The 25782-nt window shown below is 69.5% G+C and carries 19 protein-coding genes and 3 pseudogenes; 11 read left to right on the forward strand and 11 right to left on the reverse strand.

What is annotated here, in order from left to right; all coding sequences use genetic code 11:
- Positions 1 to 404: 404 nt before the first annotated feature.
- The 4 genes from D7193_RS11740 to D7193_RS11755 form a co-directional block, all read right to left on the reverse strand.
- Positions 405 to 1013, reverse strand: coding sequence for a hypothetical protein (locus tag D7193_RS11740; protein WP_120779534.1), 609 nt, complete (start codon positions 1011 to 1013; stop codon positions 405 to 407).
- 29 nt (positions 1014 to 1042) lie between these two features.
- Positions 1043 to 4561, reverse strand: a complete 3519-nt coding sequence (locus D7193_RS11745) for a S8 family peptidase (protein ID WP_206611889.1) — start codon at positions 4559 to 4561, stop codon at positions 1043 to 1045.
- A gap of 626 nt (positions 4562 to 5187) precedes the next feature.
- The gene (locus D7193_RS11750; RefSeq protein ID WP_120779536.1) at positions 5188 to 8115 is read right to left on the reverse strand and encodes a helix-turn-helix transcriptional regulator; all 2928 of its coding nucleotides are present in this window, start codon (positions 8113 to 8115) and stop codon (positions 5188 to 5190) included.
- Between the two features lie 1308 nt (positions 8116 to 9423).
- The gene (locus tag D7193_RS11755; RefSeq protein ID WP_120779537.1) at positions 9424 to 10134 is read right to left on the reverse strand and encodes an SDR family oxidoreductase; all 711 of its coding nucleotides are present in this window, start codon (positions 10132 to 10134) and stop codon (positions 9424 to 9426) included.
- Positions 10135 to 10192: 58 nt separating this feature from the next.
- On the opposite strand from D7193_RS11755, the gene D7193_RS11760 reads away from it, so the two are divergent.
- Complete coding sequence (locus D7193_RS11760; protein ID WP_120779538.1) at positions 10193 to 10555, forward strand: MerR family transcriptional regulator; 363 nt, start codon at positions 10193 to 10195, stop codon at positions 10553 to 10555.
- A 260-nt stretch (positions 10556 to 10815) separates the two neighbouring features.
- Positions 10816 to 11451, forward strand: coding sequence for a hypothetical protein (locus tag D7193_RS11765; protein ID WP_120779539.1), 636 nt, complete (start codon positions 10816 to 10818; stop codon positions 11449 to 11451).
- A 382-nt stretch (positions 11452 to 11833) separates the two neighbouring features.
- On the opposite strand, the gene D7193_RS11770 is transcribed toward D7193_RS11765, so the two are convergent.
- On the reverse strand, positions 11834 to 12577 hold the full coding sequence (locus tag D7193_RS11770; protein WP_120779540.1) for a TetR/AcrR family transcriptional regulator: 744 nt from the start codon (positions 12575 to 12577) through the stop codon (positions 11834 to 11836).
- A gap of 80 nt (positions 12578 to 12657) precedes the next feature.
- On the opposite strand from D7193_RS11770, the gene D7193_RS11775 reads away from it, so the two are divergent.
- From D7193_RS11775 to D7193_RS11805, 7 genes and pseudogenes are all read left to right on the forward strand, one after another.
- Positions 12658 to 14172 carry an MFS transporter gene (locus tag D7193_RS11775; RefSeq protein ID WP_206611890.1) on the forward strand — a complete coding sequence of 505 codons (1515 nt, stop codon included), beginning with the start codon at positions 12658 to 12660 and terminating at the stop codon, positions 14170 to 14172.
- Positions 14165 to 14767: an NADPH-dependent FMN reductase gene (locus D7193_RS11780; RefSeq protein ID WP_120779541.1), complete on the forward strand. Its 603-nt coding sequence runs from the start codon at positions 14165 to 14167 to the stop codon at positions 14765 to 14767. Before D7193_RS11775 ends, D7193_RS11780 begins: the two co-directional genes overlap by 8 nt.
- A gap of 12 nt (positions 14768 to 14779) precedes the next feature.
- Positions 14780 to 15529, forward strand: coding sequence for an SDR family oxidoreductase (locus D7193_RS11785; protein ID WP_120779542.1), 750 nt, complete (start codon positions 14780 to 14782; stop codon positions 15527 to 15529).
- A 397-nt stretch (positions 15530 to 15926) separates the two neighbouring features.
- Positions 15927 to 16241, forward strand: a pseudogene (locus D7193_RS11790) (helix-turn-helix domain-containing protein); the annotation flags it as partial.
- Between the two features lie 336 nt (positions 16242 to 16577).
- Positions 16578 to 16919 (forward strand): hypothetical protein, encoded by a 342-nt coding sequence (locus D7193_RS11795; protein ID WP_120779543.1) that lies wholly within the window; start codon positions 16578 to 16580, stop codon positions 16917 to 16919.
- A gap of 604 nt (positions 16920 to 17523) precedes the next feature.
- Positions 17524 to 18072 carry a hypothetical protein gene (locus tag D7193_RS11800; protein ID WP_147434372.1) on the forward strand — a complete coding sequence of 183 codons (549 nt, stop codon included), beginning with the start codon at positions 17524 to 17526 and terminating at the stop codon, positions 18070 to 18072.
- A gap of 24 nt (positions 18073 to 18096) precedes the next feature.
- A pseudogene (locus tag D7193_RS11805) lies at positions 18097 to 18267 on the forward strand (FtsW/RodA/SpoVE family cell cycle protein); the annotation flags it as partial.
- A 1-nt stretch (position 18268) separates the two neighbouring features.
- On the opposite strand, the pseudogene D7193_RS34835 reads toward D7193_RS11805, so the two are convergent.
- Positions 18269 to 18434: pseudogene (locus tag D7193_RS34835) on the reverse strand (penicillin-binding transpeptidase domain-containing protein); the annotation flags it as partial.
- Positions 18435 to 18492: 58 nt separating this feature from the next.
- Positions 18493 to 18639 (reverse strand): hypothetical protein, encoded by a 147-nt coding sequence (locus D7193_RS33425; RefSeq protein ID WP_158674801.1) that lies wholly within the window; start codon positions 18637 to 18639, stop codon positions 18493 to 18495.
- Positions 18640 to 18901: 262 nt separating this feature from the next.
- Here D7193_RS33425 and D7193_RS11810 point away from each other — a divergent pair, with 262 nt between their 5' ends.
- Positions 18902 to 20167, forward strand: coding sequence for a DUF11 domain-containing protein (locus D7193_RS11810; RefSeq protein ID WP_120779545.1), 1266 nt, complete (start codon positions 18902 to 18904; stop codon positions 20165 to 20167).
- Between the two features lie 520 nt (positions 20168 to 20687).
- Entirely contained in the window at positions 20688 to 21626 is a 939-nt protein-coding gene (locus tag D7193_RS11815; RefSeq protein ID WP_120779546.1) for an LPXTG cell wall anchor domain-containing protein, read from the forward strand.
- A 325-nt stretch (positions 21627 to 21951) separates the two neighbouring features.
- Here the strand turns inward: D7193_RS11815 and D7193_RS11820 are convergent, their stop codons facing one another.
- Genes D7193_RS11820 through D7193_RS11835 form a run of 4 tightly spaced genes read right to left on the reverse strand, consistent with a single transcriptional unit; the run spans position 21952 to position 25733 of the window.
- On the reverse strand, positions 21952 to 22764 hold the full coding sequence (locus tag D7193_RS11820; protein WP_120779547.1) for a BPL-N domain-containing protein: 813 nt from the start codon (positions 22762 to 22764) through the stop codon (positions 21952 to 21954).
- 16 nt (positions 22765 to 22780) lie between these two features.
- Positions 22781 to 24169, reverse strand: coding sequence for a heparan-alpha-glucosaminide N-acetyltransferase domain-containing protein (locus tag D7193_RS11825; RefSeq protein ID WP_120779548.1), 1389 nt, complete (start codon positions 24167 to 24169; stop codon positions 22781 to 22783).
- On the reverse strand, positions 24166 to 24924 hold the full coding sequence (locus D7193_RS11830) for a BPL-N domain-containing protein (protein WP_120780349.1): 759 nt from the start codon (positions 24922 to 24924) through the stop codon (positions 24166 to 24168). The genes D7193_RS11825 and D7193_RS11830 overlap by 4 nt, the downstream gene beginning before the upstream one ends.
- The gene (locus D7193_RS11835; protein ID WP_120779549.1) at positions 24924 to 25733 is read right to left on the reverse strand and encodes a dimethylarginine dimethylaminohydrolase family protein; all 810 of its coding nucleotides are present in this window, start codon (positions 25731 to 25733) and stop codon (positions 24924 to 24926) included. The genes D7193_RS11830 and D7193_RS11835 overlap by 1 nt, the downstream gene beginning before the upstream one ends.
- Positions 25734 to 25782 lie beyond the last annotated feature (49 nt).

The raw sequence follows: 25782 nt of genomic DNA on the forward strand, positions 1-25782 counted from the left end.
ATGCCGGGCTGCCGGGGCGTCGGGCCGCAGGCCGCTCGCGGCCAGCGCGGCGGTGAACGCGGAAGGGTGCGCCTCGGCGGCGTCCGCGCGCTCCCGCTCGCGGTCGGTGGCGGTGCGCGCGTCTGTGAGCTGGCGCTGCGGACCGGCGGCACGCGCGTCGGCGTCCCGGGCGCGCTGCTCCAGCTGCCGCGGTTGCTCGCCCAACGCGGTGATCGCCTCCTCCGCCCGGTCCCGCTCGCCGGTCACGGCGGTGAGCCGCGCCGCGCCTCGGCGCCCTGGCGGTGCCGCACGTCGTGGGCCTGGCCCCGTCTCGGGCGACCGCGGTGGCCGCACGGAACGGCCGGGGCGAGGATGTGGACCTCGCCCCGGCCGTGACCATCAGTTCACCGGTGCCGCGGCACCCGTCACCTCAGGCGGTACGCCGTGGGAAGGGTCTGCTTCACGGTGTTGCCCCCGCTGTCGGTCGCGCTGATCCGCAGCCCGACCGCCTCGGCGCCCTGGCTCCGGTGCGGGTGCTTGATCTCCACGGTGAAGGTGTTCTTTCCCGCGGCCTGGGTGGTCGCCGCCTTCCAGGTCTGGCCGCCGTCGAAGCTGGCCTCGACCCGCAACGAGGTCACCGAGGGCGGGGCGGTGAGCCGCTCCTGGTAGTAGCCCACGACCGTGATCCGGTGGGCGACCCCGGCCCGGGCCGTGTTGTCCAGGGCCAGACCGAGGTCGTACTTCAGGAAGATCAGCGGTTCGGGCCGGCAGGCCGCCATGTTGTTGCCGAGCACGTCGCCCATGCACGGCTGCAACTCCGAGGCGTCCCCTTCGGCCGGCTTGTCGGAGGTGTACTCCCACACCGTCTTGACCCCGTTGGTCTCCGCCTCGAACGTGTACCGGGCGGATTCCGCCGGCAGGTCGTAGGCGACGATGTCCCCGCCGACGGAGCAGCCGAGGGCGAACACCGCTGCGGTGACCAGCGCGGCGACCGTACCCTTGCGGCGCCGCGACGACGGCGCGCTCGTGTTCATGGCGTCAGTCTCCTTAGCTGTCTCGACTGTCATCGCCGACCTCCGACGAGATCCGCCGTGGCTCCCGACTTGCCGCCGATGCCCCAGGTGAGGTGTACGAGGCGACGTTCGACCTCGTCGCCGGCCTCGTTGCGCAACGTGAAGCTGCAGGCGGGCGGCTCGCAGGTCGCGGTGCCGAAGTAGTACGTCCCGATGCCCGTGTCGTTGACGAGCCCGATCATCGCCTGCTGGCCGCCGCCGCTGCCGGTCAGGTAGAAGGTCGGGTAGAAGGTGTCACCCTGCCGGCAGCCCGAGCACAGGTACCCGGTCTGCACGGTGAAGCCGGACCTGGTCCGCACCTGCGGCACGGCGCCCGGCACGGTCGGCCCGGTGTTCCAGTGGAGGGTCTTCCGGCCGCTCAGTGCGACGTCCTGCGTCTCGCCGTGGCTCTGGCCGAGGACAGATTCTCCGGCGTAGTCGGCCCAGGCCGTGTGGAACCGGTTGATGGCGTCGCCCTGCCGCTTCACGAAGGTGGTCAGCGTCCGCTGCGTGGCCGTGAGCGGCACGTCAAGGGGCACCGCGGCCGGGCCGGACTTGGGCTGCTGCTGCCAGGTGAAGCTGTAGATCTCTCCGGGCCGGTCGGCGTGGAGCTGGTGGTCGACCCGGTCGAAGTCCCTCGTCCTGGTCCGGTAGGGCAGGTTCGACGGGATCTGACCGGAGGCGCCGAACGAGGCGGCGTAGACCGTAGGTGCGGCGCTGCCACCCAGGAGGATCCGGACGTGCCGGGAGTCGCGCTGGAGCCGCTTGATGAGGCCGTCCGCCGCGTCGTACGACACGCTCACGATCGGCAGCGCGGCGTACGGCTGGACCGCGGGGCAGCTCTGCGGCCCGTCCGTGCACGTGGCGCTCTGGGTGGGGACGACACCCAGCGAGGTGAGGCCCGGTGCGGCGACCAGCACACCGACGGCGCCCGCCGCGGCGGCGGCCGCCACCCGTTCGTCCCGCAGCGTGACGAACTCGCAGCTGGTCGTGCAGATGTCGGTCGGTGTGATCAGCACCAGCTTGCCCCGGGCGTCGACCTTGGCCAGGTCCGCGGCGGACCCGGTGCCCGCGTGGACCACCGGCACGAGCCCGCGGGTCGCCAGTCGGGGCACCGGGACGACGATGTCACGGCTGACGTCCGTCTCGTTCTCCTGCCACGTCTGCGTTCCCGCCGGGATCGAGACGTTCGGGGTGTGGTAGCGGCTGGACAGGCTGAAGGTGGGACCGCCACCAATGACGTTCATGGTGACCACCGGCGTCGCCAGCACGCTGTACGTGTTGTGGCTGAAGGTGCCGGTGCGCACCTTGTCGGTCGGCAGCGCCCACCAGTTCGGCTCGTCGGCGCCGTACGTTGCCGTGAGCTCCCCCGTCATCCCCCACTCGCCGGTCGCGGAGAGCCGCTCGAAGTTGGTCACCCCGTCGTAGGTCTCGGTGGCCACCGGGGCGTGCACCTTCAGCGGCTTGAGCTTGCGCAGGTCCACGGTGACCGTGGTCGCCTTCGTGACGTCCACCTCCGCCACCACCGGTACGGCGGTGTGCCACTCGCCGGCCGCGTCCTGCCACTCGACGACGAACGCGGCCGAATAGGTGCCGCCGAAGAGCGGCGCGGTCATCGTGTCCGCACCATCCATCGTGACCGGGCCATCGTGCAGCAGCACCTTGTCGTCGACCGGCAGGAAGATGGCGTCGCCGTACCGGACGTTGGTGGCGTCCTTCGGGTGGACCACGTTCACCGTCAGGCCGAAGCGCTCGGGCTCGAGGAAGGCGTTGACCCGGGAGGCCGCGCGCAGCGCACCCGCCGAGTCGCGGGCGTTCACCAGGCCGGTGTAGCGGCCGAACACCCCGTCGGTGCCGAGCACGCGGCCGTCGACCGTCACCGTCACCTCGGCCGAGCCCTTGCCGGGCACGGTGACCTCGTCGGCACTGAGGGTGAACAGACCCGCCGGCGCGGGCTGGTCGCCGGCGGAGATCGACGTCGTGAGGTGCAGCGTGATCGCCTCGTCGGTGTGGTTGGTGTAGGTGACCGTCCTCGTCAGCGGCGAGTGCGGGTACGCCAGCCTGCCGAAGCTGAGGGTCCCGCCCGCGATGATCGTCGGGTCGACCGCGGTGGCGACGTTCACCCGGCCGACGCCCTGGGCGTAGATGTCGTGCCCGAGGTCGGTGGCGGTGCCCATGAGCAGCGCCTTGATCTGCTGACCGGTCAGCTCCGGGTGCTGCTGGGCGATGATGGTCGCGGCGCCGGCGACGTGCGGTGTGGCCATCGACGTGCCGCTGGCACTGGTGTAGTACTCGTCCACCGCCGTACCCATCGACGTGCCGGCGGCCCGGGCCGCCACGATGTCGACACCCGGAGCCGCGATGTCCGGCTTGGCGGCGCCGTCCCCGATCCGCGGTCCGCGGCTGGAGAAGTCGGCCATCTGGTCTTCCTTGTCGACCGCCGCCACGGTCAGGGCCTCGTCGGCGGCACCGGGAGCGCCGACCGTCCCGCTCGACGGACCGCTGTTGCCGGCCGCGACCACGAACAGGGTCCCGGTGTCGCGGCTGAGCTGGTTGAGCGCTTCGCTCATCGGGTCGGTCCCGTCGGTGGCCCCACCACCGATGCTCATGTTCACGACCTTGGCCCCGGAGTTGGCGGCCCACTCCATGCCGGCAATGATCGCGTCGAGTTCGCAGGAACCGCCGTCGTTGCAGATCTTGCCGACCCGCAGCTGGGCGCCGGGGGCGACGCCCTTACGCAGCCCGTTCGACGCGGCTCCGGTGCCGAGGATCGTGGCCGCCACGTGGGTGCCGTGTCCGTGCCCGTCCCGGACGCCGTTGGCGTTGCCGCTGAAGTCGACCTCCTCGACGATCTTTCCGGCCACGTCCGGGTGGTTGGGGTCGATGCCCGTGTCCAGGACCGCCACGGTCACACCGGTGCCGTCGTACCCGCGGTCCCAGGCGACGGGCGCACCGATCTGCGGTACGGAGGAGTCCAGGCTGATCCGGGCCAGCTCGTTGAGCCACACCTTCCGGACCCCTTCCAGCGAGCCGGCGGACCGGGCCGCGGCGGCGCCGGGGCTCGTCTTGCCCCGGACGTCCTGCCACCACCGGCCGTCGCCGGCGATGGTCATCGAGCGTCCGCCGATGCTCGGCAGTGCCCGGTCGACGGTCGCCCCGGCGGCCTTCAGCGCTTTGTCGGCCGTGGCCTTCTCGGTGTAGGTGACGAGCACTGGCACCTCGCCGACCGTGCCGGACGCGGCGAGCATCGCTAGCTTGGTCAGGTCGAACAGCCCCCAGTCGAGCAGTCCGCTGCCGAGCAACGACAGGGCGTCGTTGGGCACGACGTGCACGACGCCCCTGCGGGTGATGGTGTGGAACACGACGGACGATCCGTCGGGCCGCGCCGCGCTCTCGGTGTCGCGGACGACCGGCTTACCGTTGGCGTCGATGCCGACGTACACCTTGTCGCCGGTGACCAGCGTCAGCGGGAGGGTCGCGCCGGACGCGGCGACGGCCCGCAGCAGGTCGTCGTTCGCGGTGACGGTCACGGTCTGTCTCGGGGGGACATCGGGAAGTGGCGCCTGCCGGGTCTGCTCGGTCGCGTGTGCCGCCGTGGTCGACATGACCATCGCGAAGATGGTCAAGCCGGCGGTCGTCGCGCCCAAGCGTCGCCCGAAACGCTTACTTGCCGGGCTTCGCCTCATCTCTCGGTCTCCTGCCAGAATTGCGACTACGGATGTGCCGGGTATGGCGTGTGGGCGCGCGTCCTACGAGCGCCCGGAACTCGCGAAGGCTTGTGGCATTCGCGGAACGGAGTGGTTCGGCGGCGCGGTCCGGGGGGTGGGACGGTGCCTCTCGCCACTGGCGGTAACGGTCTGACCATGGACCTCCTCGCTAGACCGGTTCGTACTCGCCGCCAGCATCGGCGCCACCCGCAGCCTCTGCGGTCGGGGCGGGTGTCGAAGTGGAGGGCGCTCCTGCCGGTGCCGATTCGTCCTTCGCACGGGGTGCCGGTTCGGCCGGGTCACCTGCCGGTTCGGACGTCGGCGGCTCTGCGAACAACATGGTGACAAGTGTGAATACGAGCTGGCCCGGGCTCGATTGGTCAGATGCGGGATTTAAAGCGGCGGCCGCTGGCACGCCATTTCTTCGCGTGTGGCGAGGAGGGCGGAATTTATTCGTCGACCGCCGGTGGTTGCCCCTGCTCGCCGACGAGGCCCAGCTCCACCACCCTGATCGCGAGCGCGGTACGGGACGGCACGCGCAGCTTGCGCATGGCCGACTTCAGCTGGCTGGCCACGGTCTGCGTCGACACCACCAGCGCGTCGGCGATCTGCCGGTTCGTCCGGCCGCCGACCAGCAGCCGGGCCACCTCCAGCTCGCGCGGCGAGAGTTGGTTGCCGTAGCTGGGCCGGCCACGGCCCCGCGTCACCCGGGTTTCGCACCCGCGCTCGTGCAGGGACCGGGCCACCCGGTCGGTGTCGTTGTGGGCGCCGAGGTCCGACAACGCCCGCGACACCTCGGACAGCGCCGACCGGCCGACGTCGTGCTGGCCGACGGCGATCAGGCAGCGGGCGTGGCGCTCCCGGGCGAGCAGAGCGTCATACGGGCGCGGCAGTGCCTGCCACGCGGCGGCCGCGCGGGCGAACAGCGCCGCGGCGCGAGCGAACTGGCCGTCGGCTTCGGCCAGGATCGCCCGGCACACCACCAGGGACGCCTGCGGGGCCGGAGCGTCCTTGTCACCCATGGCCCGTTCGAACGCGGTCACGAGGTCGGTCGCACCGTCGAGCTGGCCGGCGGCCACCAGCGCCGCGACGCGTACGGGGGCGACCTCGGTGGCCCGCGGCCAGACCCCACTGCGGACGGCGATCTCGGCCGGCTCGTCGGTGAGGCGGAGCGCCTCGTCGACGTTGCCGTCGTGCAGGTGCAGCTGCGCCAGCGCGGCCGCGGCCTCGACCCGTTGCTGGTCGTCGTGCCCGGCGAGGCGCAGCCGTTCCTCGGCTCGCTCCCGGTCCCCGGCGGCGGCGTGGATCAGGCCCGCCACGAGGGCCGCCTCGGCCCGGTCCTTCAGCCGCACCCCGTCGTCGTCCAACAGCGCGGCGACCCGGTCCGCGAGCCCCGACCAGGCGCCGGTGAACCAGTCCAGATGAGCCTGGGTCGAGGCGACGCTGCCGGCGTGGCCCAGAAGCTCGTGCTTCTCGACGAGCGCCAGGGCCTTCGCCAGCCGCGCCCGGGCCTCGTCGTACCGTCCCCACCGCATCGCCGCCTCGCCGACGTTCGTCTGGCCGATCGCGACGAGCACCGCCTCCCGCGCACTCGCGGGATCCTCCGGGAACTGCCGGGCCTCAACCCACCCGGCCTCCTCACCGAGCATGATCAACGCGAAGGCGCGTTCCAGGAACAGACGCAGGCGTTCGTGCGGCGCGATCGAGGGCGCCACGGCAGGCGCCTCGCGCAGCCAGCGCAGATGCTCCGCGGCCGGTCGGGCGTCCGCGAGGGGTATGGCGAGGAAGATCCGGGCGCGCGCCGCCTCCAGCGAGTCCGGCGCGAGGTGGGCCACCGCCTCCGCTATCTCGATGCGGCCCGCCTCCATGGCTCCCGCCACCATGAGTACCCGGCCGAGCTGGAAGCGGACCAGTGCCGCCTGTTCCGGTGTCAGGACCTGGGCGTGGAGAGCCGTCCGCAACGATTCGATGATCTTCGAGTACGGGTCGAACCCGGGCAGGGACTGAAAGTGGATCTTCGCCACGAGCCGTACCAGCGGCTCGACCGGCAGCGCGACGGCGGTGACCAGGTTGTGCAGGAGCAGCGCCGAGGTGACCACGTCACCGGACTGTGTGGAGAGGTCGGCTGCCCGCTCGGCATACCGGCAGGACGCCTCGGCGTCGCCGGCCTCCCGGAAGTGGCGCGCCAACTGCGCCACCGGCGGCAGGGCCGTGTTCTCCAGGGCCTGGCCGGCGCGCCGATGCATGAGGCGCCGCTCCTGGACCGGGATGGCCTCGTACACCGCTCGGCACGCCAGGGAATGGCGGAACGACCACTGCCCGCGCTCGTCCTCACGCAGCAGGCCGCAACCGACCACGTCGGCGACCTGCGCCATGGCCCGGTCCTCGGGCAGACCGGTCACCGCGGTGAGGATGGCATAGTCGGCCGGTTCGGCGAGCACCGCGGCGGCGTGCAGGACGGTCCGCGTGTCGGGTCGGAGCCGCCCGACCCGCTCCAGCACGGCATCGCGGATCGTGGGCGGCACCTCGATGTGATCCAGCCGGCGACGAGCCCAGCCACCATCCTGGCGGATCAGGTCGGCCCGGGCGTGCAACAAGCGCACCGACTCCTCCAGAGCCAGCGGCACGCCTTCGGTCCGTGCGTGCAGGAAGGACGCGAACTCGGCCGACACGTGCTCCTCGGCGAGCATCGAGGAGACGAAGGTGGCGGTCTCGCCGACCCCTAGCGGCTTCAGGGTCAGCCTGACCAGGTGCGCGTCGGCGGGCAGCCGGGAGGACAGCCGCAGTAGCAGCGAGTCGGGCGGCACCTCCTCCGGCCGGTACGTCAACACCACGCTCACCGGTTGGGGGCGGCGTGAGACAAGGAAGAGCAGGAACTCCAGCGTTGCCTCGTCCGCCCAGTGCACGTCCTCGAGCGCAAGGACCGCCACGTCGAGTCGGCTGAGCAACTCGACGAAGGCGCGGAACAGCCGGTGCCGGGCCGCCGTGGCGTCCTCCAGCGGCTCCGGGGCCGGCGGAAGGTTGGCCGCCCACTCCGGAAACAATGGCCGCAGTGCGCCGCCCAGGCCACTGAGCCGCAGGTCGGAACCGTTGCCCACGCCCTCGCGGACCGCGTCCACCACAGCGCCGAGGGTGTACGGCTCGCGCAACGGCGGGCAGGCCCCGACCAGGGCCCGGCGCTCACCCTCGGACGGGGCTGCCAGGAACTCCCGCAGCAGCCGGGTCTTGCCGATGCCCGCTTCGCCTTCGAGCAGGATCACGACGGGCGGCTGCCCGAGCGCCTCGCCGAGCGCGAGGAGCTCCCGGGTCCGTCCGACGAACCGCGGTACGGAGAGCGCTGGAAGGTGACTGGCATCGATGTTCGCCTGTCTGACCAACGCCTGCCCCTCCCGGTCGATAACCGGTCCGGGCCGATTCTCACCCTACACGCAGGTCAATGTCCATCAATTCTCACGGAATCCGCAGACGGCGGGACAAGGCCGGATGGCGTGCGCGACGGGAGGCGCCACACAACCGTCGACGCCTCGCGCACCTGTATACAATTGACTATTAATTAACTTGTCCATTCGCCAGGGCCGGATGGCCGGTACCCGCATTTGTCTGCATATATCTCCTCTGACAGAGGAAGGCGGATAATTGTCCGCTGGTCACGGCGGCCCTGGCAAGACACAGCGAACGACGGCCCTCGTTGGGATTGACCCCCACCGGGACGCGACCGCTCCCGGCCGTCACGGTGATGGCGACGACTCGACGTCGGCCGTCGATGCTCTCCCTGCCGCGAGGGCGCTACGGTTCCGCGGGATTCCCGGTCGCGGCGAGCAGTCGCCGGGCGACGGTGCGGCACGCCGGTGTGAGTCCGGTCCGCCCGACGATCGTGAAATCGGCGCCGAGAAAGGCGAGGCCGACCATCCGGCAGGCCGACTGGCTCATCGACCTCGGCCCGGCCGCGGCAGGCACGGCGGCCGCGTCCGCTACGAAGGACGGCGGGTGGAATTATGCGCGGCGGTGAAGTCGCCTTGACGCGGCCCTTCGAAGACGCGAACGGGGACAACCGATCGCCTGAATCGGCCGCCCGATCGACGCCGACCAACGTCCTTGGGGACGCCCGCACCCCGACGGAGGCGTCGTGCTAGACGAGCAACCGGTTCCAGCCGTGTGGCCAAGCCCTTTGGTACCTGCGGATGCGACATCCGCGTGTTCTGTGGCGGTTCCGGCTCGCGTCAGAGGCGATGTGTCGGCCCCGGCCTCGGGCGTCCTGGATTGACCTCTGCTGCCACCGGCTTGTGGCCCGTGGATGGCCCGACCCGCCGCCTGATCCGTAGGTCCGGACATGGCCGCAGCGCTGGGGCCGTTCGCGGGTCGGAAAAGCCTGTCGGCGCTGCGGCGACTGGCCATCGGTGAGCGGAGCAGGCTAGGCGTCGGCGTACGGCCGACCGTGTCACATCGACCCCTGAACAGTGTGAATGCGGTTCGGGTTCTGCCACATCTGGTCCACTCCGCTTACCTGGGGTCGACCGCCTAAACCACACGTTGCGGTGCTGGCGCCGGGCGGTCCCCTGACGGGCCGTCGCTGGTCGCGCCTTTCACGCACGCGACCAGCCGTACGGCGATCGTCTACGCCCTCGATGTTATCGGCCATCTCGTCGGGTCTTCTCTGAACATTGCCGCGGATCAGAGGTGTGGTGTCAGCTGAAGAGGGCGCCGGGGATGTCGGCGTAGAAGAGGGCGGGGTCGCGGGACAGGGAGGCCTTGACGTTGGCGGTGGGAGTGTCGGCGATCACCTCGAGTTCGCCCGCTTCCAGGCCGTCTAGGGCCATGGCGACTACCTCGCGGGGTGGGAGTTTGGGGATGTCGTAGGCGGCCATCATGTCGGTGTCGGCGATGGCCAGAGCCAGGGCGGTGACCTGAGTTTTCTGGTCGGTCAGCTCGAGTCTGATGCCGTTGGTGAGGGACCATTCCGCGGCTTTGGAGGCGGCGTAGCCGTTGCTGGCGGGGGCGAAGGTGTACCAGCTCAACGCCGAGATGACGTTGAGGATGGCGCCGCCGGCGAGTTTGGGGGCGAAGGCACGGGTGACGTTGAGGGTGCCCCAGAAGTTGGTGTCGAATTCGCGGCGGATGTTTTCCGTGGAGGGGCCGAGCAGGGGAGCGTTCGTGGAGATGCCGGCGTTGTTGATGAGGACGTCGAGGTCGCCCACCTCGGCTGCCGCGGCTTCGATGGAAGTCGGGTCGGTGATGTCCAGTTGGAGGGGGATGACACCGGGGATGTCGATGCGGTCGGGGCGGCGGGCGGTGGCGTAGACCGTGGCGGCGCCGCGGGCGAGGAGAGCCTCGGCGAACGCCTTGCCGAGGCCGCGGTTGGCGCCGGTGACGAGAGCTTTCGTGTCGTTGATCTGCATGCCGCTACGCTAAAACCTCACGTTGACGTCAGAGGCAAGTATTGCGAGGTGGGTCACTGTGCGGATCGGGGACCTGGCGACCAGGACGCAGGTGAGCGTGCGGGCGCTGCGGTACTACGAGGAGCAGGGGTTGCTGGCCTCGACGCGTAGTCGGAGCGGGCAGCGGCTCTATGGGGACACGGCGATCAACCGGGTGCGGCTGATTCAGCAGTTGTACGGTGCGGGACTGTCCAGCAAGACGATCGCGGAGCTCTTGCCGTGCGTGGACGCCAAGGTGAGCACGCCGGAGTCGCGGGAACGGCTGGCAGCGGAGCGGGACCGGATCAACACGCAGATCGCCGAGCTGATGATCGCGCGGGACAGGCTCAACGACATGATCGACCTGACGTCAAGACCGAACCCGAAGTGCGACTACGTATAGGCGTGGGTCCGCGATCCAGCCCGATGCCCGGACAGCGGATCACCAGCCACCAGGATGTTGCGGTTCGCATGGTGCAAGGTCCGGCCCACAGTGTGCTTGCTGCGCGTTGGCGCGGCGGGGGTCCCACCCGCACCCCATGGCCACTAGCGGCCGCTTCGCGCCGACAGATCAGTTCCCTCACCGTCGGGCAGGCGGAGGCGACCCGCGAATAGGGCAAGGGGACCGCCACGCGACGGCGTCGGCGCTGGGTGACTGACTCCGTGATCATCAACCCCAGCGACCCGCTGGACTGGACCGGACGCCCCTGGGCGAACGCCAACAAGCTGACAACGGTCTATCTATCCGCCCGGCAATGGGGCGGGCCAGGTGCACCCATCGACAGTGATCGCCGGTGGGAGATCGCCCGCCGGCTCCTTCATGACCACACCATCGACCTGGCCGACCGCGTCGCCGGGCTGCTCGTGGTCCTCTACGCCCAGAACGCCGCCGACGTCAGCCGGCTCACCCTCGGCCACGTTCAGGTCACCGACGACAGCGTGCGGATACGACTCGGCGACCGGCCCATCGAGATACCCGAACCGCTCGCCGCGCTGACTCGCGAACTTGTCACCGCCAGAACCTGCTCCCACACCCACGCGGGCAGCCAGACGTGGCTGTTCTCCGGCCGGCTCGCCGGGCGCCCCATCACCGACGGCGCGCTCCGTGATCGCCTGGCGCGGATCGGCATTCGCATCACGGAAGCGCGAACTGCGGCACTGTTCCAGCTCGCCACCGACCTGCCCGCCGCGATCCTGGCACGCGTACTCGGCATCGACATCAAAGGCGCGGTCAGATGGCAACGAGCCTGCGCCGGAGACTGGACCACCTACGCAGCCGACGTCAGCCGCCGACGCTGACCTCGAAAACACCGAGGTCAATGCGATGCCGCTTGGCGCCACACCTCGATCGCGGACAGGACCATCAGCCCGGCCAGCACCGGCACCAAGATTGGGGCTGAGCCTGGCCGGCTCTTTTGGTCACCTGATCATCGTCGCCAGGGTGACGCTCTGTCACGGTCCGAGACCTGGGCCGTCCGTACTGAGCATCCGCATCTTGGCCGACGTGAGGGCGTTGCGAATGGTGGCGGGCAGTGACGGAGTAGCTGCGACTAGCGCGGGGACGGCCGCCGTCCACGGCCGGATTCGCCGGCTTCAGAGGCTGTCGGTGCGGTGACGGTTGCAGCGTCGCCGTTTGGCACTCCGCCGATCCGAACCTTCCCGCACGTCTGGCGCTAGCCTTTCACCGCGTCGTCGTGTTGGACAGGGCGGCGGCAATGCCGTTGAGAACGTGGTCCAGTCCGTACTGGAAGCGCGTGTCAGGCGACATGTGAGAGAGCCGTCCCTCGCGGATGGTGCGGTTGAACATCGGGTACTTCCCGGACTCGACCACGTGCTTGACGTACGGTCCGACGTACTGGCCCATCCAATGTTTGCGGTCCATGCCGGTGTGCCGGGCGTGATCGAGCCAGCCGATCTCGTCGCGGACCGCGCTGGCGACGTAGTCGCCGACCATGCCGCTGAGGCTGGTCATCTCGTCAATGTGTAGGCCAAACCCGTCGAGGGTGCTGAGCGAGAAGTCGTAGACCCGGAGTGAGTTGGGGCCGAGGGTGGGGCGGCGGGCGAGGGTTGCCTGCCAGGGGTGGCGTAGACCGACGGCGCGGGTCTGGTGGGCCAGCAGGGTGAGGTCCTTCCGCCAGTCACCGCTGGGCTGCTCGGGCAGTTCGATCTCGCCGACGACGGCGTCGAGCATGAGGTCGATCAGGTCGTCCCGTTTGGGCACGTAGCGGTAGAGCGACATGGCGCCGGTGCCCAACTCCTGGGCGATCCGGCGCATGGTTGCGGCGTCCAGTCCTTCGCGGTCGGCGATCTCGATGGCGACCCGGGTGATCTGGGCCCGGCTGTACCCGGGCCGGCGGCCTGGGCCGGACCGCTCCACCTTCTCTGGGCGCATCCAGATACTGACCTGTTGCTCGCCGGCGGACATCACACCTCCCTTTCTTGCGTACATCGTACTCGAAACGCTAGCGTGCATTTCGAGTACAACGTACGCGATTGGAGCGGACCGTGAGTCGATCTCTGCACGTGGGTGTGGTCGGGGTGGTCCTCGGCATGATCACGGCCCCGCTCGATGGGATGATGCTGGGGCCCGCGCTGCCGGTGATCGTGGGTGATCTCGGCGGCCTGGAATCCTTCTCCTGGGTCGTGTCGGCCTACCTGGTGGCCATGGCTGCCGCAACCCCGATCTGGGGCAAGCTCGGCGATCTGTACGGGCGCAAGTGGGCGTACCTGGCGGCAATCCTGCTCTTCCTGCTCGGCTCTGGGCTGTCCGGAGCGGCCCAGGACATGGCCCAGCTCATCGCCTTCCGCGCGGTGCAGGGCCTCGGCGGCGGCGGCCTCATGGTCGGCGCCCTCGCACTCATCGCCGAACTGGTGCCGCCCCGCCAGAGCGGCCGGCTCATGGGCGTGTTCGGCGCGATGATGCCCGTCGCCTTCATCGCAGGCCCGCTGCTTGGTGGCCTGTTCGCCGACCACCTGAGCTGGCGGTGGGCCTTCTACGTCAATATCCCGGTCGGCGTCGCCGCCGTGCTGCTCATCGCCGCCGCGGTTCCAGCCGGGCCACGCAGGCTGAAAGCCCGCATCGACGTTCCGGGCGTGCTGCTGCTCACCGCCGCCCTGGTCGCGATGAGCCTGCTGGCGAGTTGGGCCGGCAGCCGGTACGCCTGGCTGTCGGCGCCGATCGTGGCACTCGCCGTCGTGAGCCTCGCGGCCCTGGCGACGTTCGTCGCCGTCGAGCGACGCGCAGCCGAGCCGGTCGTCCCGCTGCGGCTGTACGGCAACCGCAACTTCACACTCGCCCAGATCCTGCGGCTGTTGGCCGGCGCCGGAATGATGGTGTTCGCCACCTTCCTGCCCCAGTACATGCAGCTGGTCAAGGGAGCATCCCCGACCGCCAGCGGCATGTTGATCCTGCCGGCGATGCTCGGAATGGTCGTCGTGCTGATCGGGAGCGGCCAGCTCATCAGCCGCACCGGCCGCTACCGCGCGTACCCGATCCTCGGCGGCGTGCTGCTAGCCGGGGGAATGCTCGTCCTGCTCGCGCTCGGGCCGGGCAACGGTGTGGTCCTTGCGTCCGCGCTGACGCTGTTCGGCGGCGCGGGTGTTGGCCTGCTGATGCAGAGCACGACGATCGCCACCATCAACAGCGCACCGCCGCAGGATATGGGTGCGGCCAGCGGCTCGGTCACGCTCTGGCACACCATGGGCGCCTCGCTGGGCGCCGCCGGGCTCGGCGCCCTCTACACCAACCAGCTGCAGGACACGCTCCGTGACCGCCTCGGCGCCTCGACCGCCGGCCAGATCCTCTCCGGCGGCGAGCTGACCGCCCGCGCCATCCACCAACTCCCAGCCGCCGCCCAGGACGCCGTGCACGCCGCCGTCACCAACGGCATACACGCCATCGGCCTCGCCGGCGCGGCCCTCGGCACTGTCGCGTTCGCACTCGCCTGGCTCATCCGTGAGACACCACTACGGACCGAAGCTTCCACTTCTACACCCGTTCTAGAGGAGACCCATGTCTGACAATCGACTCCGGCTTGCCGTCATCCTCGGCAGCATCCGGGACGGCCGATTCGGCCCGACCGTGGCCAACTGGTTCGTCGGCGAGGCCGAGCACCGCGACGACATCCTCGTCGACCTCATCGACCTGGCCGACGTACCGATCGGATCGGCCGCGCCCACGATGACACCACCGCCGCAGGTGCTGGCCGCACTGCACGAGCTCACCCCGCGCCTGGACACCGCCGACGCGTTCGTCGTGGTCACCCCCGAGTACAACCACAGCTACCCCGCCGGGCTGAAGAACGTCATCGACTGGTACAACACCCAGTTCCACGCCAAACCAGTGGCGTTCGTGTCCTACGGCGGGATCTCCGGCGGCCTACGGGCGGTCGAGCACCTGCGCGCCGTCTTCACCGAACTGCACGCCGTCACCACGCGAGACACGGTCAGCTTCCACAACGTGTGGGAACAGTTCGACGGCGACGGCCACCCCAAGGACCAACAGCGGCCCGCCACCGCCGCCAAGATCCTCCTCGACCAGGTCACCTGGTGGGCACAAGCCCTCAAGAACGCCAGGAACACCGCCCCCTACCAAGCCCTGAGCACAACCCGATGAAAGGCGTACGACATGACGACACTGGCCGGGAAGACAGCGCTGGTCACCGGCGGCAGCCGAGGAATCGGCCGGGCCATCGCCCAGCGCCTCGGACGTGACGGCGCCCACGTCGCCGTGCACTACGGCAGCAACGAAGCCGCGGCAAAGGAAACCGTCTCCGCGATCGAAGCCGCCGGCGGCCAGGCGTTCACCGTTCATGCCCAACTCGGCGTACCCGAAGACGCCGAAACGCTGTGGGCCGCATTCGACGCGCAGGCGGACGGCCTGGACATTCTCGTCAACAACGCGGGGATCCTGGGTGAGCAAGCCGAAATCCAGGATGTCAGCGGAAGCGACTTCGACCACGCGTTTTCGGTCAACACAAGGGCCCCGTTCTTCATCACCCAACACGGCCTGCGACGGCTGCGGGACGGCGGCCGGATCATCAACATCTCCACGATGCTGACCCGCGGCTCCGCCATGCCCAGATCGATCACCTACGCCATGTCCAAGGGAGCCCTCGACGTGCTCACCGCGATGCTCGCCAAGCAGCTCGGCCCGCGCGGCATCACCGTCAACACCGTGGCGCCCGGTGTCATCGACACCGACATGCACCAAGGCCGTCTCGTCGGGGATGCGCTGGCCTGGCTGTCATCCTTGTCACCGATGGACCGGATCGGCACGCCCGAGGACGTCGCCGACACAGTGGCCTTCCTCGCCTCAGGCGACAGTCGTTGGGTGACCGGTCAATGGATCGACACCTCAGGCGGAACCCTGCTGTAGCAGCCGGCCGGGCATACGCGTACTGAACGGGATCATCACCCAGCATGTTTGACCACAACAGACAGGGTCTCAGTGACGCTGAGGCCCTGCCTGTTGTGGTCAGACTGACGGGGCGAACGCGCCTTGATTCTGGCGTCCGGCCATGGCCGCTGACCCCGCGCCCAAGGGCAGTGCGCCGCTGAACTACATGTCACGCGAGCACAGGCTCCATGCGATTCAGGGTCAGGATCCCTGGGCTCGTGACCACACGCGGCTCGCCTTGGCACCTCCACGACTGCGCCGCCTCGACACGCTTCTTCATCGAGCATCGCCAGGCGCCACGAAGGCTGTCGGCGACGCGTGAAGACTGACCCCCAGGCGGCGGGCGAATCTGGACCCCCCTTCCAGTATCGGGAGGGTGTTGAGCGTGGAGGACTGGGCGGAGATCCGTCGTCTGCATCGGTCTGAGGGGATGCCGATCAAGACGATCGCTCGCAAGTTGGGTGTCGGCCGGAACACGGTTCGGCGGGCGTTGGCGTCGGAGGGCCCGCCGCGGTATTCGCGGCCGGCGAAGCCATCGATCGTGGATGCGGCGGAGCCGCAGATCCGGAAGTTGTTGCAGCAGTGGCCGCAGATGCCGGCGACGGTGATCGCGGAGCGGATCGGCTGGACGCGGTCGTTGACGGTGCTCAAGGACCGGGTGCGCCTGTTGCGGCCGTTGTTCACGCCGCCGGTGTTAGCCGCTGGATCGAAGGGCAACTCGACCTCTTCGTCCCGAACGCGGGGACACCCTCTTCATAGTCGCCGCTCCGTGCTGTTCAGTGCCGATCGGCGCTGGGTCATCTAACGTTCCGTGTCGTACGTTCGCGACCGTCGCCGATGCGTTCGCTGCCTCTCTGCTGCACACCGCTTGGATGAGCGGCGGCTTTTGTCCCCTGCCGCTACCACCGTGTCCTTGACGAGAAGCCTGCCGCTACCGCCGCGTCCTTTACGAGAAGCTAGCCTCGCTGGCAATCATCGAGCCGGAGGGTGGCCAGTGACCAAGTCGGGTCCACGTCAGCGTCGGGCGGTGGTGGTCGTGGCGACGGTGGTCGCGGTGGTCGCGGGTGTGGTCGCCATCGCCTGGATCCGTCGCACCGCGCCGCCTTGGCCGACGGTGGCCGGCACCCCGTATGAGATTCCGCTCGGATCGGACGGCTGCCCGGTCATCGCGGAGTGGCGCCAGTTCGTCGACGCACATGGGCCGCTCGTGCCACTCGGCGCCACGGAGGTGCTGCTGTGCACGACACCCACGACGCTGCACAGACCGCGCTCCGGGGTCGCGGACCCGCCGCGTCAGCGAGTGCTGCGTGCCGGGGCGGCCGACTTCGCCGCGCTGATCAACCGACTACCCAACCGCAACCAGGCCTGACGGCAGTGGCAGCGGCGGCACAGCGGCTGGTGGCCGGATGCCGCCCCGGAGCCGTTGGGCGAAGCCTGCCTGTTGAGTGGGTACAGCTACGAGTATTCGTTCGTGCTGCGCTACCCAGATCGGCCACCCATGCCCCTGATCTATACGTGTGGCGGCCGGGCGGGTGGCCTCACTTCAGGAGCTCGGACCCGAATGGATGACACCGAACCGCACCTGGTGGTCGAGTTCCTGAGCCGCTTCCAGCGGTATTGATCGCGGGTCGAGGCGTAGTCGATCAAACCTCAAGGAGCTGTGGTAGCCCGCCGCAACGGTATCTCGTCGGTTCGGGCGCCTGCGACCCGTCGTTCATGACCCCCGTCGGGGGAGCCTGGTCGCGGTTGTCAATCAGTGTCAGCAGGCATCGTCCTGCCTCCTCAGGCACCGGCCGCCAGCCACACCTTCCCGTCCGTCACCGCCGTACGGCAGCCTTTTGCTGACTCACTGCTGACTTCGCCTGACGACGGCTGGCCGATGCCTGCGACGCGATCTGGTAGCCGTTGGCCCCGGTCCAGACCTTCGCAATGGGGGCGCCAATTCAATGCGGTCGCTGCGTAGGGTGGGCATCGTGAACGGCGAGGCTCAGGCTCGGTGGCAAGCACGGTCGGCGAAGATCGGGGCCGGACTCGCCATCATGCTCGTCGTCTGCGTTGTCGATATCTACCTGGTGTGGCCTCACTTGGCGGAGGCTGCCTACTCGGCTCGCTTGTTCATCACCGGCTGCATCACCGCGCCGGACGAGCCGGCGAAGCTGACTGGTGAAGCGGTGTTTCAGCGAGTGCCGACAGGCGCGACGCCGGTTGACGGGCCGAGTGTGCAACAGCCGTGCGCCGATGGTGGCGGCAGTGAGAGCAGCCTCTCGGGTGAGGTGGCCGTCGAGTATCGCAGTGGGCTGTCGCACGAGGAGATCCGAGGCCACTACGAGGCGGTCGCCCGGGACTCGGGGTGGAGGTTTGAAGTCTCCGACAGACGGTTGGTATTCGGCATGAAGACGCTGCGGGATCGTTGCCTATGGTTGAGTGTCTTTCCCGATGACGCTGGCCGGCACGGCTACTACATAATCGAGGTCAGTTTCTGGCCCAAGTACGACGACTACTACTGTCGGCGCGACCAGTAACCGGTTGACCGGAACATTACGAGCGGCACCGGCGGCCTGTTCGGCGCCGGCCCGCGCGGCGGCCAGCCCGGGTTGCTGCCCGAGGTGCAGAACGACTTCATCTTCGCGGGCATCGGCGAGGAGATCGGGCTGTTCGGCCTCTCCGCGCTACTCGTCGTCCACCTGTTGATCGTCGCGCGGGGGTTGCGTGCGGCGTGATCAGGCCGGCAATCCGTGCGGCCTCGGCGCTGCCGCCCGGGCCGGCCTGCTCCAGTTCCACACAGACCGCCGAGACCGGCGTGCCGTTCTTGTCCAGCGCAAAGCCGATGAACCAGCCGTGGTCCGGGCCGGTCCGGTGCTGACTGGGCGGTGCCGGTCTTCCCAGGACGTTGTCACCGCTGCTCTGGTCGCCGGTGAACATGTCCTTGATCCGGCCACCGATCAGCTGGTCGCTGGTGCCCACCAGGAAATCCTGGTCATCCCGGAAGCCGTTAGAGCGCGCATCTTCTTTCCACGGGCGCGCCGCTTCGCCAGCGGCAGGTCCAGGATCGCCTCGCCGCCGACGTCCGCGAGCACCTCGATCAGCACGTAGTGGGCGGGGCACCCGCGCGCCAGAACGAGGAGGCCGCGACCGGCGACAATCGCTCCGCTACAACTGGGCGAAATTCATCCCGCGGCGCACTCCAGCACGGCGTTACGCGACTCGCGCAGCAGGCGGGCCGCCCATCTCGGGTGAAATTGTTGGGACGCGCGTAACGAAGATCATCTGTATCGACGCTGTCCAGGGTGGACAGGATGGGTTCCTGTCCCGGCCGGACGGTCCGGCCGGTTCCTCTGGCGTAAGGATTCCATGTCTCTGCACCAGCAACGACGTCTCAAACTGGTCGGCGCGCTCGCGGCAAGCGCGCTGACCCTCACCACCATCGCGCTGCTGCCCGCCGCCGCCGCGAACGCGGCACCGCCCCTGGCCGACCTCGTGGTCACCGTGAGCGCCAACCCGACCGAGGTCGTCGACAGCGGCGACTGGACCACCATCACGGTCGACGTCCGCAACACCGGCAAGCAGACGAGCGATCACGTCACGCTGACCTTCGCACTGCCCGCCGGCGCCCAGTTCCCCACCGACGGCTACGTCATCCCGGACAGCTGGCAGTGCGATCTCCTGGGAACGGCCACCTGCACGACATCCCCGCTCGCCGCTCGGGCCATGGCCGAACCCCTGAGCGTGCCGCTCAACGTGCCAGTCGGCACCGCCGGTGACCTTCTCACCGTGAGCGCGACCGCCAGCGGCGGAACGGAGTCGTCCCTGACCAACAACACCGGTCAGGCGACCCTCCGCTACATCCCCGCCTTCGTGGACCTCGACTTCATCGCCGAGTCGGCCGACTACCAGATGATCAACGGTGAGGTGCTGGGCCTCTCTAGCCGGATCCAGAACACCGGCAGGTCGAGATCGAGCGACATCACCGTCACCGTTCCCCTCCCGTCCGGCATGGCTCCTTACAGCGCGTCTGGCGATGGCTGGACCTGCGCCTTCGGCGACACGCTCGCCGGCGGCCTGCCCGGATGGAGCTGCACCCACGCCCCTATCTGGGATGGTCAGACCACCGGAAACCTCACGGTCGTCGGCAAGATCTCAGGAGCCCAGCCAGGGGACGTCCTCGACCTGGTCGCCACCGTGTCCAACACCGTGCTGGACACCAACCCTGACAACAACACCTTGCGGGCCAGCGCCACGGTGCTCGAGGCGGCGACCATCCGCGGCACCGTCTGGGTGGACAGCGACCGGGATGGCGCACGAGACGAGGGCGAGCCGGGCGCCGCCACCGGAAGCATCTACCACATCCTGCTCCAGCCGCAGGCAGTCGGACAACCAGGTGCGATCGCCACCATCAACCCTGACGGCACCTACATCGCCCAGGCACGGCCCGGCACCTACCGGGTCCAGTTCGCCATACAGGACCCCTACCTTTACATCAACTCGGCCGACTCCGACCTGGTGTCGTACGACAACAACGCGGGTTACACCAAGTACGGCTACAGCGACTGGGTGACGCTCGCGGGTGGCGAGGAGGCCGTGGTCGACGCCGGCGTGGTCTCCAAGTACCTCTCCTGACACACGTCCAGCAGCGGGCCCGGGCCCCGGGAATGATCGGGGCCCGGGCCAATGACAACGCATGCAGTCGCCGGTTGCTCTGCGGTCCCCGTATCACAATCACTGAGCGCGCGGCGCCATGAGCAGCCTCCATACGGCAAAGCACGACAGGCCCGTTACCCGAATGCTGACCGCTCACATTCAGGCCCGGCCTCGGCGGGCCACGCGCGGGCCCACCCGTCCTACCATGGGCTTTTGGCTGCTCTACCTGGCCCCCCCGTTCGGATCGCCCATGCCCGGGACTTCGCCGCGAGGTCGGCGTGCGGGAGCCGAGCATGGGCCGAACACCCGATCCGCTCTGTCGTCCAGTGCATGTGGCGGACCGCGCGACCGAGGGTCCCGGCCCGAACAGGTGACCGTCGCGGATTGACGACTGATAGTAGTGTCCCTCGTATTGTGCCTGGTCCGGGCGGTCGTTGATCCAGTCGGACTGCCCACCTCCCGCCAGCGAGCGGGAATCGACACTCAGCCAAGGAGCTCTATGCGTACACTCAAGATTGTCGGCGCCGCGGTCGGCGCGTTCGTTCTCTCGTCCCTTGCTCTGGCCGGTCCCGCTCAGGCCGCGCCCGGTGATGCGGTGTGGACGGCCAACGGCGACTCGTCGATCACAAGCAAGCACTCCGTCACCCTGGTCGGCAATAACACGTCGGTCGAGGCCACGAACCTCGGCGTCGACGTCGAGGCCGGCGACGCGGTCAGCTTCTCCATCGCGCTCGCCGACGGGGCGGCGTGCAGCGGCGGCGCGCCCCGTGTCTTCGTGGTCGTGAACGGCATCAACACCAACTCGTGGGACCAGAACATCGCCGCCAGCACGCAGTGCGGCGCGGAAGGCACGATCACGTTCAAGATTCCGGCGGCCGGGACCATCCGGCAGGCCGGCGTAGTGTACGACAACCTGGCCGCCCCCGGCACAGTTGTGGTGTCAGACCTGCGGATCGCGGGCGAGCTGGTCGACTTCCAGGCGGTCGAACCGGGCCCCGGACCGACGAAGACGCCGACCGCCCCGCCGACCAGCCAGCCCGCGGAGCCGCGCGACTGCGAGGCGTACGTCTACACCGGCACCACGCAGAACCTTTGCGCCGACTTCCCCAGCCCTCCCGGACCGGTCAACTGCTCTGACGTGAAGTACCGCGTCACGTTGGTGGACGTGAACAACGACCCGTGGGGCCTAGACGGCAACAGGGGCACACCGGGGATTGGCTGCGAGTCCAACCCCCTCAAGCCGACGACCGGGTCGACCGAGGAGCCGACGGCCGACCCGACCGCGTCTACGTCCGACAGTCCCGCCCCGGGCGCGGGCGGTGGCCTTCCCGTCACGGGTGTCAACGCCACTGCACTCGGCGGTGTCGGTGTGATCGCGGTGCTGGCTGGCGTGGCGCTGGTGGTGGCGCGCCGACGTCGGGTCCGCTTCGACGCCTGACCTTCACCGGAACGCCCCCGCTGCCGTGAGGTGGTGGGGGCGTTCCTGCTTCCGGACGCGGCTACTGGGTCGGTGCGGCCCCCGCGACCGCACCGAGGACGACAGTGCGCGGCCAGATTTGGGCGACGCCCTTCACCGCCCCGGGCATCCAGCGCGGGCAGCGCCGGGTCGCCGATGTCGACGCCGCGGTCCTGCACGTGGGCCTTGACGAGGTCCCAGCGGGTCAGGAGTTCGTCCCAGCCGATCGACTGCCCCGGTGGCAAGCTCGTTCGGTTGATTGGGCCTTGCCGGCCGACCAGCATCGGTGGAGACACCAGTTCAACCTTCACTGTGAGCCGGGCATCGGTCCGTCCGTGGTGTTTTCGATGAGGTCGTGGCCCAGATCGAACCGGATGCCGTCCGGGTTGGTCAGCCCGACGTCCGCGTACCAGGAGCGGTCAGCCTCGGGGTGTGGTCCGACGAGGCCCACTCGCCCGGCGCCGAAGGTGGTGACGACGGCGGCGACGGCCCCGGTGTCGTAGGTCGCGAGCACCGCGCCCGGCCTTCCGGCTCCCAACTCGAATGTCGGGCCGTCCTGGAAGTACATGTGCCGGACCCGGCCACGCCACGTAACCGCGATCACCGTGTCGTCGGTGCTGTCGACGCTCGCCCCGGCGGTGCTGATGTACTGATCCACCTTCCCGTCGATCAGACCGAAGCCAGGGTCGGCGGCGGCGAGGTACGCCCCGAGACAGAAGCCGAGGTAGCGACCGCCGGCGTGGACGAAGCCGCGGATGTCTTCGGCGTGGTCGCGCATTCTCCGCCAGGCCCGGTTGACGTTGCCGCCGCCGGGTTGGGCATAGACCGCCGCTTCGGCCAGCGTGCTGCGCGACAGTTGCCGCTCCTCATCCGGGCCGCAGTACTCGGTGCGGAACCCGGCCGGTGCACTGCGCAGAAGTGCCGCCACCGCCTCGGCGCAGCCGGAGCAGGCGGCTGGACCGCGGTAGACCAGCGCCAGCGGCTTCTTTCTCGAGATTGCTGCGGCCCCGGCCCAGCCGAACGCGGCCAGGCCGCCGGCCGCGCCGATGCCGACCAGGAGACGTCGCCGACTGATCCTGTGCCCGGTGCTGACGAGTACGCCCAACCTGCTCTGCCGCATGTCGCTTCCCTCCTGCTCAGCCGCGATGCCGTCCCGTCGCCGACGCCTCCACCGGGCGTTCGCGGAGGCGGGGAGTCGCTGCCGCGTACATCGACATCCCGATGTGGCCGTGTCGTCGTCGCCCGTTCCACGTAGCCAGGCGACGAGCGCCACGGGAGGTCGCCGTCACGAGCCCTTCGAGGGGGCCACGGCCCGCCGTGGCCCACCACGCGACCGCGAATGTCACGAGGCCCACGACCTGCGCGAGGTATCCGGTCGCCGGCGCGAAGGAGTCGAGTTCCGAGTTGATGAACATGATGTGCGCGGTGTAGAGCGTCAACGTCATGCCGCCCGTCGCTGCCAGGGGTACCAGCAGCACGGCGATCGCCCGCCGCGGAAGACTCCGCGTCACTCGGGCGGCCAGCAGCATGATGGCGATCAGGGCGATCGCGCTCCCGATCGTGCCGAGCAGGTCCAGCGGTGTGCCGGTGTGCGGCCCGTCGACCGCGAGCCACCACCACGTCGAGGTGGGCGTGGTCCCGTCCCCGCCCAACGCGAGGAGTTCGGCCGTCTCCGTCACGTCGAGCCCGCTCCGCGGCTGGGCGAGCGTGATCTGCTGCAGTCCCCCGTACCGGTCGAGCAGGACCGACGACGCCACCGGCGCCGCGACCGCGAGAGCGACTCCGGTGACGAGCATCCCCAGGACGACCCTCGTCCTGCTCAGGGTCAGCCGTCCGATGACCAGACCGGCGCACAGGTATGCCAGCCATGCCACGGCCGGATACTCCCCCGTGAGTGACAGCTCGGTGAGCAGCGCGACCGGGTTGTCGACGAGGTGGGCGAACGCCGCGTTGTCGTAGCTCGGCTCCGGCAGCGGTGGCAGAACGTAACGGAGCACGGGAGCGCCGGCGGCCATAACCACGCCGGTGAGCGCCACCAGCCAGGTCGGCAGGAAGACCAACGGAATCGCCAGCAGGAACATCACCGCGTAGTAGGGCAGGATCACCGACGCCACGGACGCGTCGGTGTAACCCAGCGCCAGTCCGATCGCGCCGATGGCCAGCGCCCGGACGATCAGCGCCGTCACGAGCCCCGAGCTGCCGCTCGGTCGCACCCGTTGCCGCTGGCTCAGGAACGCGAGGGTGACCCCAGCCAGTACCGCGAACGCGGCCGCAGCCCGCCCGGCGAAGGCCGTGAACCACCACGTCGGTCGTCCCGCGGCATCGGATTCGGGCAGTGCGTGCACGGCGATCATGGCCAGTAGTGCGACGCCGCGAGCGGCGTCCACGCCGAGCAGCCGGGATCGTCCGGCTGGCGCGTTGGTCGTCGGGAGGCCGGCCTCGGCCCGCTTGGCTTCGGCGGCGCGCCTGTTCGCGTCGGCAGCTCGATCGAGTTCCTGCCAACTGAGGTTCGCGGTCTGGTTCATGTCCTCATCACGGTGTCAATCAGGTCCCGGCCGCAGTCCGCGCCGAGCCGGTCGGTGGTTGGCAACCCGGCGTCGATGTACCAGTCGTCGGTGGCCTCGGGGTGCGGGCCGACGACGCCGACTCGACCGGCACCGAAGCGGGTGACCATCGCGGCGATCATGCCGTTCGGGTAGGTCGCGAGGATGTCGGCTTCGGCGTCCTGCCGTAGCCAGAAGTACGGGCCGTCCTGGAAGAAGAGCGTGCGTCGCCGGCGGCGCCAGGAGACCCGGACGATGGTGTCGTTCTGCGAGTCGATGGTGGCGCCGACGGAGGCGATGTACTGGTCGGTGTCACCGGGGAGGAGAGCGAAGCCGGGGGTGGCCCCGGCGAGGTAACCGCCCAGGCAGATTCCGAGGTACCTCCCGCCGGTGTGCACGAACTCCCGGATCTCGTGGCGGTGGCTCTTCAGGTGCCGGTAGCCGCGCTTCAGACTGCCGCCGCCGGGTTGGGCGTAGAGCGTGGCTTCCGCCAGCGTCCGACGGTTGAGCGGCAGGTCCTCGTCCGGCCCGACGTACCGCACGTCGAAGCCCCATCGGCTGGACTTGAGGAGCGCCGCCGCGGCCTCCGGGCATCCGGGCAGCGTCGCCGGCCCCCGGTAGACGAGCGCCACCGGTGTCTTCGTCGGCTCCGGCAGGGGCGAGGCGGCCGTCAGGCCACGGCCGGTGAGCGCCCGCCCGCCGGTGGCGAGCAGGCGACCGAAGGGACCCGGAACCATCACCACCCCGACGGAAGTGGGTTGTCGAGGGTCAACGCCGTGCAGCGCACCCCTCCCCCGCCCTTGGCGAGTTCCGTCGTGTCGAGTTCGACGACCCGCAGGCCACGGGTCCGGAGCGCAGCAGCCAGCCGCGAGGCGCCCTTGGTCATGGTCACGGTGACGCCGTCGCTGATCAGGTTCAGCGCGAAGCGGGACGCCTCCTCGACGCTGACCTCGATGAGGTCCATGCCGAGTCCGCGCAGCCGCCGGCGGCTCGGCTCGTCGAGCGCCTCCGGACAGTAGGCGAGTGCACGCCCGGGTTCGACGACCGCGACGGCCAGGTCGAGGTCGTACCACCGGGGGCTCACCGTCTGCAGCGGCACCACCTCGTAGCTCAGCTCCCGCGCGAGGACGGCGTGCATCCGCCGGTCGGTGCGCTGGCCGTAGCCGGCGAGCAGCAGGTCGCCGCAGGCCAACGCGTCGCCCTGACCGCTGAACGCGTACGGCGCGTCCACGACGTCGAAGTCGTGGTTGATGAGCCAGTCCTGGAAGTACGGCATCTCGGCCTTACGCTCCGGTGGCGGTGCACCGAGAACGGCCCGGTCCCCCCGCACCACCGCGGCGTTCGCCGTGAAGACCATGTCCGGGCATTCCGGCGCGGACGGCACGTACTCGATGCGGCGGCCGGCGGCGCGGTGCGCGACGACGATGTTCAGGTGCTCGACCACGGCCGCGGCGTTGTCGGGCTGCACCTCCGTGTGCATGTACGGGTTGATCTCGTAGTCGACTCGGAAGTAGGCGGCGTCGGAGACCAGGAGTGCCTTGTTCATGCGGCGGTTTTTCCTTTCGTAGTTTGGACATGGACGGAATGAGTGGCGG

Source organism: Micromonospora costi (assembly GCF_003626655.1).
Lineage (GTDB): Bacteria > Actinomycetota > Actinomycetes > Mycobacteriales > Micromonosporaceae > Micromonospora > Micromonospora costi.